General features: G+C 44.9%; 16 protein-coding genes and 3 pseudogenes. 5 read left to right on the forward strand and 14 right to left on the reverse strand.

What is annotated here, in order from left to right:
* Positions 1 to 3 precede the first annotated feature (3 nt).
* Both J4772_RS22005 and J4772_RS22010 read right to left on the reverse strand, forming a co-directional pair.
* The gene (locus J4772_RS22005) at positions 4 to 918 is read right to left on the reverse strand and encodes an AraC family transcriptional regulator (protein WP_209071398.1); all 915 of its coding nucleotides are present in this window, start codon (positions 916 to 918) and stop codon (positions 4 to 6) included.
* A gap of 161 nt (positions 919 to 1,079) precedes the next feature.
* Complete coding sequence (locus J4772_RS22010; RefSeq protein WP_209071399.1) at positions 1,080 to 3,182, reverse strand: glycoside hydrolase family 36 protein; 2,103 nt, start codon at positions 3,180 to 3,182, stop codon at positions 1,080 to 1,082.
* Positions 3,183 to 3,567: 385 nt separating this feature from the next.
* Between J4772_RS22010 and J4772_RS22015 the strand changes: the two genes are divergently transcribed.
* Complete coding sequence (locus tag J4772_RS22015) at positions 3,568 to 3,795, forward strand: hypothetical protein (RefSeq protein WP_209071400.1); 228 nt, start codon at positions 3,568 to 3,570, stop codon at positions 3,793 to 3,795.
* Positions 3,796 to 4,262: 467 nt separating this feature from the next.
* Here the strand turns inward: J4772_RS22015 and J4772_RS22020 are convergent, their stop codons facing one another.
* From J4772_RS22020 to J4772_RS37115, 5 genes are read right to left on the reverse strand one after another with little or no spacing between them, the layout of a single operon-like run.
* Positions 4,263 to 5,339, reverse strand: a complete 1,077-nt coding sequence (locus J4772_RS22020) for an alpha/beta hydrolase family protein (protein ID WP_209071401.1) — start codon at positions 5,337 to 5,339, stop codon at positions 4,263 to 4,265.
* Between the two features lie 13 nt (positions 5,340 to 5,352).
* A complete protein-coding gene (locus J4772_RS22025; protein WP_209071402.1) occupies positions 5,353 to 5,538 on the reverse strand; it encodes a hypothetical protein in 186 nt (61 codons plus the stop codon).
* A 25-nt stretch (positions 5,539 to 5,563) separates the two neighbouring features.
* Positions 5,564 to 6,025: a recombinase family protein gene (locus J4772_RS22030; protein ID WP_209071403.1), complete on the reverse strand. Its 462-nt coding sequence runs from the start codon at positions 6,023 to 6,025 to the stop codon at positions 5,564 to 5,566.
* A complete protein-coding gene (locus J4772_RS37595; protein WP_209071404.1) occupies positions 5,970 to 6,446 on the reverse strand; it encodes an NlpC/P60 family protein in 477 nt (158 codons plus the stop codon). The genes J4772_RS22030 and J4772_RS37595 overlap by 56 nt, the downstream gene beginning before the upstream one ends.
* On the reverse strand, positions 6,428 to 6,670 hold the full coding sequence (locus J4772_RS37115; protein WP_247740814.1) for a C40 family peptidase: 243 nt from the start codon (positions 6,668 to 6,670) through the stop codon (positions 6,428 to 6,430). The genes J4772_RS37595 and J4772_RS37115 overlap by 19 nt, the downstream gene beginning before the upstream one ends.
* 9 nt (positions 6,671 to 6,679) lie before the next feature.
* On the opposite strand from J4772_RS37115, the gene J4772_RS37600 reads away from it, so the two are divergent.
* Positions 6,680 to 6,838 carry a GHKL domain-containing protein gene (locus J4772_RS37600; protein WP_371822910.1) on the forward strand — a complete coding sequence of 53 codons (159 nt, stop codon included), beginning with the start codon at positions 6,680 to 6,682 and terminating at the stop codon, positions 6,836 to 6,838.
* 189 nt (positions 6,839 to 7,027) lie between these two features.
* On the opposite strand, the pseudogene J4772_RS22045 reads toward J4772_RS37600, so the two are convergent.
* A pseudogene (locus J4772_RS22045) lies at positions 7,028 to 7,180 on the reverse strand (porphobilinogen synthase); the annotation flags it as partial.
* Between J4772_RS22045 and J4772_RS22050 the strand changes: the two are divergent.
* Positions 7,179 to 7,832 (forward strand): annotated as a pseudogene (locus J4772_RS22050) (transposase); the annotation flags it as partial. The pseudogenes J4772_RS22045 and J4772_RS22050 sit on opposite strands and share 2 nt — an antisense overlap.
* Before the next feature lie 99 nt (positions 7,833 to 7,931).
* On the opposite strand, the pseudogene J4772_RS22055 reads toward J4772_RS22050, so the two are convergent.
* Positions 7,932 to 8,159: pseudogene (locus J4772_RS22055) on the reverse strand (carboxymuconolactone decarboxylase family protein); the annotation flags it as partial.
* Here J4772_RS22055 and J4772_RS22060 point away from each other — a divergent pair.
* A complete protein-coding gene (locus J4772_RS22060) occupies positions 8,144 to 8,482 on the forward strand; it encodes a hypothetical protein (protein ID WP_209071407.1) in 339 nt (112 codons plus the stop codon). The pseudogene J4772_RS22055 and the gene J4772_RS22060 overlap by 16 nt on opposite strands.
* Before the next feature lie 161 nt (positions 8,483 to 8,643).
* Here J4772_RS22060 and J4772_RS22065 read toward each other — a convergent pair whose 3' ends face one another.
* The 4 genes from J4772_RS22065 to J4772_RS22080 form a co-directional block, all read right to left on the reverse strand.
* Positions 8,644 to 8,979: a DoxX family protein gene (locus J4772_RS22065; RefSeq protein ID WP_209071408.1), complete on the reverse strand. Its 336-nt coding sequence runs from the start codon at positions 8,977 to 8,979 to the stop codon at positions 8,644 to 8,646.
* Position 8,980: 1 nt separating this feature from the next.
* Positions 8,981 to 9,475 (reverse strand): HXXEE domain-containing protein, encoded by a 495-nt coding sequence (locus J4772_RS22070; protein WP_209071409.1) that lies wholly within the window; start codon positions 9,473 to 9,475, stop codon positions 8,981 to 8,983.
* A gap of 56 nt (positions 9,476 to 9,531) precedes the next feature.
* On the reverse strand, positions 9,532 to 10,116 hold the full coding sequence (locus J4772_RS22075; protein ID WP_209071410.1) for a TetR/AcrR family transcriptional regulator: 585 nt from the start codon (positions 10,114 to 10,116) through the stop codon (positions 9,532 to 9,534).
* A gap of 150 nt (positions 10,117 to 10,266) precedes the next feature.
* Positions 10,267 to 10,503 carry a glycoside hydrolase family 2 protein gene (locus J4772_RS22080; RefSeq protein WP_247740815.1) on the reverse strand — a complete coding sequence of 79 codons (237 nt, stop codon included), beginning with the start codon at positions 10,501 to 10,503 and terminating at the stop codon, positions 10,267 to 10,269.
* A gap of 341 nt (positions 10,504 to 10,844) precedes the next feature.
* On the opposite strand from J4772_RS22080, the gene J4772_RS22085 reads away from it, so the two are divergent.
* Positions 10,845 to 11,126 carry a hypothetical protein gene (locus J4772_RS22085; protein ID WP_209071411.1) on the forward strand — a complete coding sequence of 94 codons (282 nt, stop codon included), beginning with the start codon at positions 10,845 to 10,847 and terminating at the stop codon, positions 11,124 to 11,126.
* A 169-nt stretch (positions 11,127 to 11,295) separates the two neighbouring features.
* Here the strand turns inward: J4772_RS22085 and J4772_RS22090 are convergent, their stop codons facing one another.
* Positions 11,296 to 15,006 carry a hypothetical protein gene (locus tag J4772_RS22090; RefSeq protein WP_209071412.1) on the reverse strand — a complete coding sequence of 1,237 codons (3,711 nt, stop codon included), beginning with the start codon at positions 15,004 to 15,006 and terminating at the stop codon, positions 11,296 to 11,298.
* Between the last annotated feature and the right edge of the window lie 263 nt (positions 15,007 to 15,269).

The following is a 15,269-nucleotide window of genomic DNA, read 5'->3' on the forward strand; positions in this document are numbered from 1 at the left end:
TTTTTAGCTGTCATGAATTATCACCGGTTTATACTTGAAACGTTGCTTATCCACAGAATTGCGGTAGGTTACCGGCGTCCAGCCCGTATACTGTTTAAATAAGGAATGAAAATGTTGCCGGCTCCCCATTCCGACATATTCGGAAATATCAATAATCGGACTATCGGTTCTCAACAGCAGCATTTTGGCCTTCTCCATCCGCAGGGATGTCAAGTATTCCGTAATCGTCGAACCGGTAACGGATTTAAAGATACGTTGAAGATAGCCCACATGCAGGTTAACATGAGCGGCGATCTCTTTAACGCGTATTTGACGATCGTAATTATGCTGCAAATACTCTATGCACTTCTTAATATAGTAGTTTGTCTGCGGCTGCCCTTCCTTGGATTGTTCCCAGAGCCGGGAGATACGGATCAACAGCTGCATGAATAATATTCTCGCCATCGCCCCGTCTTCCGAATATTGGTTGTCCAGTTCAAGCACGAGACTTTTTAGCACATGGTACAGCTCATCCGGGTCGGCCAGCAGCAAATAAGGACCCTGGAAGCGGACAAGGGCTGCAAACGATTCTTCCTTCTCCGCCAGCTCCTTCATGGAAGGAAAGATATCTTGGCGTTTAGTGAAGTGAAATTCTACATTTAACATTCTGCAGGCGATTTCATCCACGATGAGTCGATGAGGGACATTCCCGTCCAGCAAAATGAATTCGCCCTTTTTCAGTTCCACGCGATCCGTTACGCCATTTGCCAGTTTAAGCTCGACAAAGCATTCTCCGCTGATCACGTACATAATTTCCGTCAAGTTGTGATGATGGAAATTCATCGATAGATTCTGATATTGCTTAAAGTAGTAGGCCATAATTTGAGGCTCGAAATCCTGCTGCAGCAGATTAGGTTGGAACAACGATCCGATTTCCATTTTCGTATCGATCCTTTCCAGCAAATTTAGTCTTATTTTGTATGAAGATTGTATCTAGCACAATAGACTAAAGTTCAATGCCCGGAAGTTCGCAGCTATTAAAAGAGCCCCCCTACTTGCCATACAGGCAAAGCGGAAGGCGATTAAATTCAGGCAAAATTTCACTTCTCCATCAGCAATTCAAAGAGTCTGGCGCTATGGATCGACGGCATGGATATCGTTAATTTCGCGGATTCCCGATCCCAATGCCAGTCGCAATCTTGTCGTTGCGGGTATCCGCAACGAATTGCAGTTGTCTTATGTTTTAACTCCGGTAACAGCAATTCGACGGTGTCTTCATCGCTTTCCAGACGCCATACCGCCAAGTATGCCGTAGACTCGCAGCGCAGCCCCAGACTTAACCATGAATCACCGTACGAAGGCAGCCCTAGCGGCCAAAATGGCAAACCAACTGCCAGCTCATTTCGAATTTTTTTATAAAATTCCAATCCTTCTCGAATGAGTTCGAAGCGATTCGGCGAAATTTCCGCCAAATGCCCGCTCTGGTGTACTCTCATCAGCATGCAATTGACAAGGTTGAAAATAACTTCTTCCTCGGTGCCGTCCCTGAGCGGATAAGACCAGACCGCACATTGCTCGGGGGTTAGAGCCGCCGGAGCTCCTGCAACAATAGCGGCATATTTGCGATAATCCGTCTGATCGCTGCTCGACTGGATGCTAAGGCGGCTAAGCAGCGCATAATCCATGCGCATTCCCCCGCTTGCGCAGTTTTCGATGACGAGCTCGGGATAACGCTCGAATACGTTGTCGAGCCACTGCAGATAGGCGCGATTATGCTGGAGAAGACCGTCGCCGAAGCTATCCGCGTCAATCTCGGTGCCGATTCCTGCATTAATGTTGTAGTCCATTTTGATATAACCGATTCCCAGTTCTCCAATAAGCCGATCCATCACTTCATCCGCATACTTCACCACTTCGGGATTGCGATAATCCAATTGGTAGCGGCCATGGTCGATCACCCGTTCTCCATGCCGTACGAAAAACCAGTCGTCGCTTACTTGGCTCGCAAGCGGACACCGAATCCCCATCACTTCAAGCTCCAGCCATAAACCCGGAACCATCCCCTTACTGCGTATATAGTCCGTAACTTCTTTTAATCCGCCGGGAAAGCGCTGCTGCGAAGGCTCCCACAGCCCGACTGAATCCCACCAGTCTCCGTCCGTATACCAGCCGGCGTCAATGCAGTAATATTCGCACCCCGCCTTGGCGGAGGCATCGACCAAAGGTATGATTTTCTCCGTCGTCGGATCGGCGAACAGACAGTTCATATAGTCATTGAAAATAACGGGAAGTCGTTCATTGTCCCTGTTGGGCCGTCTGATCGCCCGGCGATATCGGGTAAGCTGGCCGACCGCCTGTTCAAAGCCGCCTTTGACAATACCGACGCCAACCGGAACCGATACAAACGTCTCCCCCGGCGCAAGCTTTTTCCACCAATGATTTTCATTTTCCGTCGGCCCGCTCAGCTGCAAGTAAAGTTGGTTCGCCGCATCGCTAATCTCCCAATGCCAGGAGCCGTTGTGTTCGATTTGCCAGATTAAGGCGGTACCCTGAGCGCTATTCTCGAAGCATCCCATCGGTATGAAGCCCTCGGACGACCATGTTCCTGAAGTGCCGTAAGAAAGCCGCTTCAAGGACGAGTTGTTCGCCCGCGTCAATCCGAGTTCCGGCATCGTATGGCTTCTCCACTGCATTTCGCCATGCCATGTATTATGCGCGACATATAGACGGCCTTGATGTTCCCAACTCGTATCCCCTCCCTTGGCGATACCTGTCAGGGCGAAGGAGGAGATATATTCAAGCGCAACAGAGCTATTCGAGCGATTCGCGACTTCGGTCCAGGCACGTACGACCGGGATTTGATCGAAAAACTGGTAATGCACCGTCACGACTAGCCCGTCATCCTCCATAACGATTTCCAGCTTGCGGCCATGGGCATTGCGTCCGTCGTGGTGAGTTACATATTTCAACCGGTAACCAGGCAATGTGCCCGTATATTTGGAGCCGTGATGATCGTCCTGATTCAGACCCGTTGCCTGAATTTCGACGATGCGAAACTTGCGCCGAACCTCTTCGGCTTCAAGCTCATCTGCAGCCTGCGGAAACGGCGAGAAATGCAGCAATCGAACATCTCTGCTATCCGTAACTTCCGCTTGGAAATACAGCCCATTTTCATGTATGGAAATATTGGCAAACTGCTTCATAAATCCTCCTTAATAATTGCAGCAATGCTGTCAATTCGCTGATGGTGTCGGGACGAGCAAAGCGCAGGACGCTAACATTCCCTCGCTATAAATGCGTAAAGCGCTCCCCCTTGTTCTTCCAATTGAATTGTAGCAAGGATGCTAAAGTAAGCGTTATCGCAATTGTGACTTCTTTGGATTCCCATTGTCAGCGATTATCACTTTAGTGAGGGGTACTTAGGGGACACTGCGGGGATTGCGGATTCAGCAAAAAAACTACGACGGATTGTCGGCGTTTCTTGTCTGATAGAGGACGCATGAAAGGCCAACGACAAACCCCTACATATATTTGTGGACGCGATTACCGGCGTCGATGTGGTCAGGGCAGCGGAACTCACCGCCGAGATTGGGGACATACAAGATTCAAGACAGCCGACGAGCTGGTGCGGTACGCCGGCATTGTTCCGATCTTCGCCGGTTCCAGCGGCAAGGCCGCTACTACAAGAGCACGCAAGGCGACCGCTCCTTGCACAACATCTTCATGTCGCTGGCGATCCGGCAGCTTGTCGTTCACCGGGGAACGAAAACGCCGCGCAATCCTGCGTTTCTCGAATACTTCCACCGCATGATATAGAGCACAGCCCACGCGAAGGCGCGGGAGCCACTCTTTTGACCTTAAAAGAAGTCCTAATAATGGGGATGCTTAATAGGACTACATTATGGGATATCAAGACTGGGGCAACTGATAAAATTAACTATAATATTAATAACTCCAAGGTGTCGGATTTTCAAGAATACAGGGCTCTGCTGGGCTAGAGATACAGAAGGTCATGGTAGTTCTGCTTACAAAGTTTTTGAAAAGCGAGGTAATGAACTTCGCTGGGTTGCAGATTCTGATGAATACGGTACATCATGGTTTACTACAACAGGCGGCGGATCTACACCACGAATCCAGGGGGCTGGCCCCGGCTATTTATCGCGAAAGAATGCTGTCTCAAGCCGCGTAGTAAAGGGATTTCTGCATGAGAGTGTTTTCAAACTGCATTTTTCTTGACAACTCCAAAAAAGCGGTTAAGCAGGTGTCCCCGCTTAACCGCTCCATCATCGACCCAACCATCGCTTCGTGAAGTCATAGGTTCGGTCGCCGTTCCATATGTGCCCGCCCGCAAAGATATGATGGACGAGGCGCTCCTGCGCACCCGTCAGCCTGTAAGCCTGCGCGGCGATGTCCACCTGTTCGACGACATTGCCCACGCCCCGCTCGCCATTGAGCGGATCTTGATCTCCCGTCTCGATCAGCAGCGGCCGCGGCGCGATCAAAGCCGCGATATCGCCCATGTCCACGCGCTCCCATAACCCGGGGACATAATTGCAAGAGCAATTGTACAGCTTCAGCAAGGCGTCCTTGTACCCGTAGAAATAACCGCTGACGACCGCGCAGCTCACCCGCTTGTCGAGAGCCGACAGCCAGAGCGTCTGCAATCCGCCCCCGGACAAGCCGCAGCATCCGATCCGATCCTGAGCGATATCCGCCCGGGTCCCGATATAATCGAGGAGGCGCATCAGATCCCATGTCCACATCCCGGTCAGCGACAGGCCCAGACTGATCGCCATGACGTTCAACTGGTTGCAGGTGCTGGAGAGGAACAGGTTCTCCTCGTCGCCCTGTCCCGACGATTCCCGGCGTTCGCCGAAGCCCCTCGCATCCGGGCAGAGCACAAGGTATCCCCGCCGGACGAAGGATACGCCATAGTCGGTATGCTCTCTGGCGATGCGCTCGGCTAACGCGGGAATGTCCGTACGGCCTGCCGGTGACAGCTTCCCTGCCGTTCCGTGCCCGTGCGCCGCGATCATGCAAGGCCGTCGCTCGCCCGGCTGCAGATCGTCGGGGAGCAGCAGATAGAACGGCATCCAGACGCCTGGCTCCGTCTGGATGAGCCATTTCTCGCGGCGGTATCCATCCTCTTGGACGATCTCAAGCCTCTCCGGCAGCAGCTCGCACGTCTCCATCCTCGCGATGCCGATCAAGTCGCTCAAGTCGCTCCTCGCCTTCGTCTTCCAGGCCTCGTAGGCGTCGGCATCCGATGCCTCCAATCGCAGCCTTCTTGCCTCCCGGTCGAACCGGCCGACCAGGCTTTCCATCGCTGTATAATAGGTTTTGATCGATTCCGTCCTCACTTCATTCCCTCCTTCAAGGCAAAACGTACAGTCGGCCCTCGCCCGGAGCGAACGAGGAAGACAACACGCCGGTCGACGCATTATCATTGGTCGCCGTATCCAGACCGGTCGCTTTGGATACTTCGGTCACCGAAGCTGGTTTCGTGGACAAGGCAAACGAAACCGTTCTCGCACTTGCCGTATCCCGGTTGACTGCCATCACATAGTACCTGTGTAATCACCATTCAAGGCTCGTTGACGATAGCGGCTCTTGACCTTTCGGCTCGTATCGCGGACAAACCATTCGTTAAACAAATTGCGCAGTTCCATGAAATCATCTTCGCCCTTGGCGGTATCAATGTTTCGCTGACGGCTACAAAACGCACGTTATGCTCAGGGAAGAATACTTGAATGCAGAGACTCGTTTCGATCTGATTGCGCCCCAATCGACTCAAGTCCTTGACCAGCACAATGTCGATCTTGCCCAGTTCAATATCTCGCTTCATCCGTTGAAAATCAGGACGGTCGAAGTTGGTGCCGCTCCAGCCGTCGTCCGTGTAAATATCCACCACTTCAAAGCCGTTTTCTCTCGCATAACGTTCCAGCAAAATCCGTTGATTTTCTGTGCTCATGCTCTCGCCGCTTTGCTCATCATCCCGGCTTAGACGACGATAGATCGCAGTTCGAGTGGCTTGCTGTTTTTTCATGTCCGTCCTTCCCCAGCAATGAATCGGCTGATTTCAGTATAATGGATTTTCGAGATCGACAGTAGTGTGCCGATTGAGCAGTTAGCATAAGTATTGTTGCACAAAGAAGGGAATCGCTCGGATCCCCTCTCAAGTGTTTTATTCTGTTTGTCCTCCCAGCCTCGAAGCACCAGTCGCCTAAGCTTCTCCCGCAAGGTATCCGTTCCCCTGTAATGGCTCTGCACGATGTATCGGGTTCGGCCCAGTCATTCCGATACACCACCTGCCCCCGACTGGAGGAGGCATCAATGATCTTGCCGTTACCGGCATAAATGCCGACATGCGTAATATTCATAAATCGTCTGTTTTGCTCGTAGCTCCAGAATATCAAGTCGCCAACCGTTAGTTCATCAGCAGTAAGTGTCAGCCCGTTGTCCACCATAAACGCGCTTGCTCCGCCGCCGTTCTCGGCAGAACAATCTCCAATTGCTGATAGCGCCACTGGACGAGATAGCTGCAATCCGTGTAGTCACCCTGCCCTGCCTTAAGCTGGCTATAAGGATCGCCCAAGCGAGTCAATGCCAGTTCAACAGCCTGGCTGCCAAGTACTCCAACTGGCAGGTCCGTTCGGATTGCTTCAAGCTCCCAATCTTTAATCACTGTCATCGAAACCATATTAATGCCGAAGTTTATAAAGAAAACAGTACAGGGATTGGTTTAAAAACCTGTAATAGCATTATAGAAAATCATCAAGAATATCTTTCGATTGATAGCATGGATAAACAGTTCACCCTCCAGATTCATTTGCCTCTAAGTAACGATGCAGCCCTGTGACTTGTTGTCACTGATTAAACAATAGAGGATTGATGATACATTGCGAAATAGTTCGCGGTCTCTTCCACGCTCACATTCTGCTACCGCCAGCATCAAAACAAGAAATCGCCGCCCATCTCTCGTTAACAGAGAGAGGCGGAGATTTCTCACTAGGTATAGCCGTAGTAATAATATAGAGCCTGGTTGCTCCTATTCATGTAGAGATTGTCCTTCTTTCAACCGCCGCGCCATATCTACGGCAAAATAAGTCAAAATGCCGTCGCATCCGGCGCGTTTGAACGCCAATAATGATTCTTCAATGACAATATTAGCATCAAGCCAGCCATTCTGAATCGCTGCCATCTCCCGCGGACTTGATGTGATCGGCATGGTCAAGAACGACAATAAACGATTCCTTGTGCAAGGCCAGAAGCTGTCGCTTAAAGAGCTTTACTTCGCAGCCGCACCTGTAGCGAGCAAGAAGCGCAGCATTCTCCGCTCGATCCGAACGGAGCTGGCTTGCGGTACGCCGGTTCATGTGGTATTCGTCCGCAACCGCTCGAAGAAAAATGATTGGCTCGCCGTTCTGACGACAGATCTGACGCTCTGTGTTGAGGATGTCATTCGAATTTACGCTACCCGCTGGGACATTGAGGTTTTCTTCAAATGCACCAATTCGCTGCTTCGTTTGCAAAAGGAATTTCAAGGCCGCTCCTATGATTTGCTGATCAGCCACACCACAATTGTCTTTTCGCGCTACCTGCTACTGGCTTGGCAGCATCGGCAAAGCGCAGATGCACGCACGTTCGGCGGTTTGTTTTATGTGCTGTGCTACGAAGTCGGTACGCTGGATTGGACGGTCGCCTTGCAACAGTTGCTCGATCTTGTCAGCGAAATCGCCACCAAAGCAGGAAAGAGGCTTTCGGCTTTGATTCAGCGTCAACTTCAGCAATGGATTGCCTGTCTGCCCAGCTACATCAGGGCTTGTTTGCCAATTTCATGCTACGAAAGTTGAGTCACTTAATTAAGATAAATGCGCGGCTCGATGCTTCACCGCGCATTTATCTGCTACTCCCCTATCACTGGCTTATTCCGCCTTTAAGATTCGCGCCAAATCAGCAGCTAATTGCAAGTGATAGGTGAGTTGCTCTGTCATCCCTCCCGCTACTAAGGCTGCAATCGTGATTAGACCGCGATCTCTTAGCGATAACCCTTCTCTTCTCCACATATCTCCGAATAATGCGTCTTCCGAGTAGCTGACGAATGCAGGAGCAAATTCACCGAACGATTCTCGGGCACTGCTTATAGGAAAGAGAGGTCTACAATATGCAACGAATTGCATTAAATGAAGCCTCTTTTCGGCCGTATATCGGCAGGACGGTTCAAGCGAGACTGAAGGACGGCTCCATGCTGCGCTGTACGATCAAAGCGTACAAAAACGGTCGTCTCTACTTTTCCGCTATCAACAAAGGCAAAGGCCCGACTTACAATCGGCTAAAAAAACGGCATGCCAAACGAGCTAAAACAAAAGCGCATATTTCGTTCTTTTTCTTTGGCGCGGCAATCGCGTTAGCGTTAATCGCGGCGTTGTTCGTCGTCCCGTTCGGCTTCGGCGGTGGCTGCGGAGGAGGTTACGGCGGTGGCTTCGCCGGCGGGTTTTATTAAGACTAGCCGCCGTTGAAGATCGAAACATCTCAATTGCCCCATTATGGACGCAACCCGCTTTCCCTTGGAAGGCGGGTTGCTTACGTTTGGATTCGCGAAAACGGCACACCTCATAGTTTTTGAAAACTCTTACTGAGACCGGTCATCAGATGCAACGCTGCCTATATGAAGAGCAGTAAAACGGTGAGCATGCATACAAAGATCGCAGGCGCGGTTTGAACCAGTGTATCCTTGACTCGAATATGCGATGCAATGGCCGCAAACATCGTAAACGACAATAGTAGGCCAGATGCTGCCGTCGCCGAGGAGAACCAAAAGCCTGTAATTAATCCAATGCTCCCCATTAATTGAACAATTCCTGCCAGGATGCGAATGCGTTTGGACAATCGCAAATGCTCAAAGCTTCTTTTGTATGAAGACCAGCCGAGTAGCTTGCCAGAGCCGGAGAACAGGAAAAGAATTGCGAGAAACATTTGCACTACAAGGAACAAAATCATCTTATATCTCCGCCCTCATCGTTTTTTTGTTGGACTTGCGGGGTAGAAATAAATTTCCGACAGCAGCAGCGGCCAGCAGCACTCCGGCCGTTATCGCAATCGCGTATGCCGTCCCTGTCAGGATGGCATGCTGGCTTACATAACCAAAAAACACGAAGGTCGTCGGAAGAGACACCGCGATGCCCGTCAGCATCCCTGGAGAATATTCACGAAAACGAACGGCCATGACGATATGAAACAATGCATTAAGACCGACATGAAGCTGAAATCCTGCAACTATAATGATCCAGACGCCATTGCTCTCCTCGGCCGTTGCCATGACGGAGCATACTAACAAAACAATCAACATAATAGATTGGATGACGGCATGCTGCATGGCAGACATATCTCGAAAATGACGGGTCGACCACGATGAGAATTCGGGCAGTTCCTCTATTGTGTGTACCAATAAAGCGATATAAGGCAGCCATAAAACCAGGCTTGCATACTCTAGCATTGCTTATCTCCTCCTTTTTTTGTTTGAACGTTCATTCAATAATAATTCAAAAAAAATCATCTCCTTCCCTCCGACAAATAAGCTTCGAGCAGCTCTGCGAATGTAAGATAGGCGGCTTCAATATCATAATTCGGGTCCGCCATAAGCTCTAGCGCAAGTCCATCGATGACCGCGTTTATAATCGAGGCCAATGCCGATTTGTTGACATGATCGTTATTCAAAAAAGTATCCAAAGATTGATGGACAAGACGACGTCCTGCAGCCAGGCTTTCTTTTATTTTTTGTCTACCAGCCTCGCTGCGAAGTCCGATTGCAAACAGCTCGTAACGCAATCGATGCCAGTCCGGGTAGGCATTCACCATCCCCTTGGGAACCTCCAGGGCATGCCGTATGAAATGCTCGCCCTTCGGGATGTCCGCGATCCGTTGCATCTCCTCCGCATACTTAAGACTCTCCATCTGGAATACTTCAAACATCAGATCGTCCTTGCTGGGAAAATAATAATTGATCAAGCCTTGCGCGACGCCAGCCTCTCTGGCAATTTCCTTCATCGAGGTTTTATGATATCCTTGCTCGGCAAGCACTTTCAAGGCTGCTGCAACAAGTCTGATCTTGGTGTTGTTATCTGTTTTTGGTCCCATATAAACCCCCTAATATTGAATGAACGTTCAAACAAATTATAACACTAACTTCCCACAAGTCAACTTCGGGTGGGGAAAACATCAATCCAGAGACGAAAAGATGAAGCAGAAACAAGCTCTGCTTCATCTCCCGGCTGTTCGGAATATATCTTAAGCCAAATAATCTTTCATCGAGGTAGCGGTTACGACTCCGGCCGCAGCCGGAACGCTGGATGTCTGACCTGGGGCGCGGTGCTGGAATTCCACCTCGACCGGCTTGCCCGGCACGACGTCGAAGAAGTTGTCGGAGAAGCGGCCTTCGCTTTCGGCGCGCAGCCATACCTGCTTAGCCAGCACGCCCGAGGAAACAAGGAAACGCGTGCCTCCGCTGCCCTCGATCTCCGTCACGGCAACACAAGTTGATTCGTGAGCCGGAGGGCGGCTTACAGCCTTTCTAGACGCTGGAGACAGGAGTTCTGTAACAAAGTGGGATCATTGGTTGGATTATTCAACGATCGATTTGGCAGAAATATTTTTTTAGACGCTTTTTTCTTTTTATTGAGCATTTCGTTCACTTATATTATTTGATCATTCCTCTATACTTATCTCTTTTAATAATGTTAAAGTTGAATTGGAACGAAATAGATTACTTCTACTCATTACTTTTTCTACCATTATATGCGAATGCATGGGTATATATTAACTTTAACTTTAAGCGTATTAAATTCAATAATTACGAAGTCGTATTTATGAGGAGATTGATTGTTTATTTAATTATTATTGTATACACCATCTATGATACGTATGGGAAGTTCTCTCAATTAGTAAGCGATTTAGCGAGTATTCAATCATTTGACACTTTATTTATATATTCTGCAGTTGTTATTTATATAGCAATCGATAGATTACTAAAAGAATTGGTTTCGGATGTAGATAAATTCCAAAAAGAAAAAAGAGAAAAAGAACGAGCAACTATTAAAAAACAAAAAGAGCAAATTAGAATAAATAGTCTTCGAAAGAGAAGAATTTGAAAGGTTACTTCAGGACAGCATTACCTAACCTCATATTCGAGGATTAGAGGCATTGGCCCTTTAGTCCGGCAGAAACATGTTAAAACGAATTATTTGAGTGTCTCAAAAAGAAGCGAAACTATTTAGTCTCGCCGGATTGTCGGAAATTCCTATTCTATTAATCTTTCTATCATACTCTCTGTAGTCTATCCTTTGATATTTCACTAAACGTAATAATAGTCTCACCGGCATTATAAAATGCATTGCTAATTATCGACTCACTTACAATAAAAATACGTTTAACGGTCCAACCATCTCCAGCTAATCGATATTGCGTTTTTAAATCTTCCAAGTGTTCTTTTACCCACACAGCACGTCTTTTATGTTTTGTTGCAAAAGATTTCTTATCACCCTTATCCACAAACATTTTTTGATACTCACAATCCATTTCGTAAGGACTTTTAGAATAGTTAAAATCCTTAACCTCCACAACCACTATCTGCTTTCGATTAGGAAGAATATACAGAACATCTATGTCCCCCAGTGTATTTCCTTTCTCATCAGCTATATTCTTTTGATTTATTTTCTTAATATTTTTATCAACGATAAAACCCGGCATTTCATTTATTTTATTAAATACCTTATGATTAAAATCATCTCCACGTTTATTACTAATTTTTCCTATTAATGCAGCTAGTTTTTTTCCTCTTGTTTTTAACTGGCCTTCATGAATTAAATCCAAAGTAAACTTCAGCATATGGAATAATTGCCTATTTCCCCAAATGACTTCATTTTCCCTTAGGATAATCGGTCTTCTTGAAAAAGATAATTCTCTATTGAAACGCCAAGGATAAACATCCTCTGATCTGTATGGTCGTGCCGGTTTTAAATAATCCTCTCGTTTAGTTAAGGAAATATACTGAAGTACGTTTTCCATTTTCTCAGTATTTAAGTCTGTACCGTTCTCCACTAGCCAAGAGATCAATTCACTTTTATCTGCTCTTTTAACTTCATCAGTAATCTCATTACCGTAAGATAGTATTCCAAAAATGCAATTACAAAAATCATCAAATGAAAAACCATACTCATCTAGAAAGGCCGTATTTAAATCTTCTGCCACATTATGGAATTCCGTGTGTGGTAAATTTTCTCTAAATACAGATGAAGAACTATATTTCAATTGTACTTCTCGTTCTTTGAAATTAATCGCGTTCAATTTATTAAACTCATCCTGCCTCATTCCGACCCTATCAGATTTTAATATTTCAACGGGTGTATTGAAAATGTTGTAATAAAACAAATCATTTTTATATGCCCAATCAATTATTAAAGAACAAATGGCGAGTAATTTTTCATATTTCCATTCCCCTAATATTTGCGTTCCATTCGGTGGACATGCGGCAATGTATTCAGCCAGAAATTTCAGAGCCCTAGAGGTCTTGTTCAACTCATTAAAATTTTCGAACATTTTCTCTTGCTTTTCCGGGTAGCAAGCAACATCATATGCATATCTCATCTGTGTAAGCATCAAATTATACATGACTTTTTCCAAATCAAGGCATATCAGTTCTACCAAATAAGTCGATTGAAGCTCTTCTACTTGCTTTTGCAATAATTTGTATAAATAGCCTACTACATAATTTGCTATAGTTGATCTTTCTTCATCTTTAACAATTCCATATGACCACTTTCCAGAAGCCAGAACTGCACTTCCGATTTCATCTAATAATTCATTCTCATCTTCAGGTTTTATTTTTCTAATATCTCCATCTACTAAAGGTTTAAAGTAGGGATTGCTCGTATACTCCAGTGCAAAAAACTTCTTTTTCATTGGATTTGCGAAAATACTATCAAATTGCTTTGTTTTTATATTTCCCTCAACAGTGAATTTTTTCAGAACATCAAATATAGACTCCATCATTTGTCTTTCAATACTATTATCTTTACAACTTAAAACCCTATAAGCTTCTGGAGTCCAATTTAAGGTAACATTATTGTCGTTAACCATAAAACTAACTCCATCTGCCCAGTTCACTGTTTGTTCTGCTTCATAATAATATTCTTCATAATTTCCTGTTAGCTCGATCTGCACTTTTACTGTATCAACTGTAAAAGTGCAACGTTCTATAACCTCTCTACATTCTGCAAGCCAGTATGAAATGGAATCAACAATTGAGAAATATATATTGATGCTCTCAAATTCATTTACTTCAGGAGAAAAGATCCAAATGCATACATGTGGAAATTCAACCAACATTGAGGCCCTATGGACCTCAGATGTTGCCTCTGTAAATATACCTCTTTTTTCATCATTTAATACGACTTCTACAAAGTAGCCTTTTTCGTAGGATTCAACCAAATGTCTTTTTTCTTTGTTAACAGCTCTAAGAATGTAATCAATTGAATCCCCACCTCCAATATATAGCATGCTGTTCTTTGGATTAAACTCATCATTTAAATAGAACGAGTATTGATTATCTACATATACCTCAATACTATTTAATTCGCTAAATAAATTGGGGATACCCGACTTCAGTTTATTCCTAGCCCTAATGTATCTAGGTAAGAATATATCGTTTGATCTTTCATTTATAGCAATACATTTTAAATCATGCGGGTTCAAAGACAACGGTTTATAATAATAGCTGGAATTCATCCCCACCAGCATTGCTCTGCCGAACGAATTTATAATAATTACATGAAAAATATCCTCATAATTTATATTTTGAAGTGATAATTTATCATGTAAATACTGTATTCTTTCATTTAAGATTTCATTAGAATGATCAGATGGATACATAGAAAACATTAAGTCATTTGAATAATCCTTACCGTCATCACATATGAACGTCATGATCATAATCTGATTGTTACAAACATTAAGAAGTATTTCTTTGTAATGATTGCACTCCAATAAATTAATTCCCCAATTTTTTTCTTGTATTTTTTTATGCCCCAACATACTAAGTGATCTACGACAATCTCTCCAAGCGGAAGCATTATATGCATCAATAAGCTCTTGTCTACACCCATACTTGTCTGCCAACCAGATAATTTTATGAAATACAAATGATGATAAAATAGATATATTGATAATTATTGATCTACCATCTTCTGTCTTAATAAATGGCATCTTAAAAAAATGATGATGATCAGTATTCAGAGCGGTTTCTAAGTCTCCTTGCCCGAATTTTGAGTATAGTTCTTCTACCATAGAATCGTCTTCAACTATATGTCGAATATAGTCATCATCAACAAAACAAAGCTCCGACATTCTTTTTAATTTTTCACTATCAGGAACTACAATATTACCGTGTTCTAATCTGCAGAGATTTTCTAATTTATATCCCAACTGTGTCGCAGCTAAATCGGATATTGTAAGTACCAGACGAGTTAATTTAGCAGCAGTTTTTATAAAATCTGTTTCAAAACTATTAGCCTGTAAAAATAAAGTTTTAATCATCATTTGAAGACAATATCCTGGTTTATAATTAATTCCCGGAAAAACAAAATAATTATTATAAAACATTACATTCTCAATAAATGCATTTTCTGAGGGGTCTAAACCAAGCTTCAAATCCATACTCTCAACCTGACTAATGACTCTTCGGAACTTACCATTACTCATTTTATTGAAAGAAGTATATTCAGCACGCTTTATTGAAAGTAATGATGCAATAAGAGCATCAAATAAAATGCTTTTATTCTGATTTTCCGGTACAAGATTTAAAGCAGATACTCTTGCTATAAAGTCAAATATGTCATATTTTTTGACTTCATTTAAGATGCTCTGCATCAATTTAAAGTCTTTGGACTTATCGTACATTTGATTAAATACATGATACGGGTTATTAGTATCTATTTTTAATGGATTAACAATCGGATGTCTCGCTGTATGCATCGTAACACCAACCTTTTTATTTCTATTTTAGTAATAATAATTAAACACCTCCCACTATAAAGTAATGTTTTCGCCTGTTTTCTCGCTTATTCTCAGTATTTCAACTTTGACAGCTCTAGAGGTGCTGGTGGAGAATGTAGTCTCACCACGATTTTCTGTAAGGGCGTAGGCGGGAACAAAGCTTAGGATCGTTTGGATTCCAAAACTGTGGATAATTGGTATGACCGCACAGTGGATCTCCACATTTCGCCCTTGGGGTTTAC

Source organism: Cohnella sp. LGH (assembly GCF_017671885.1).
Classification (GTDB): Bacteria; Bacillota; Bacilli; order Paenibacillales; family Paenibacillaceae; genus Cohnella; species Cohnella phaseoli.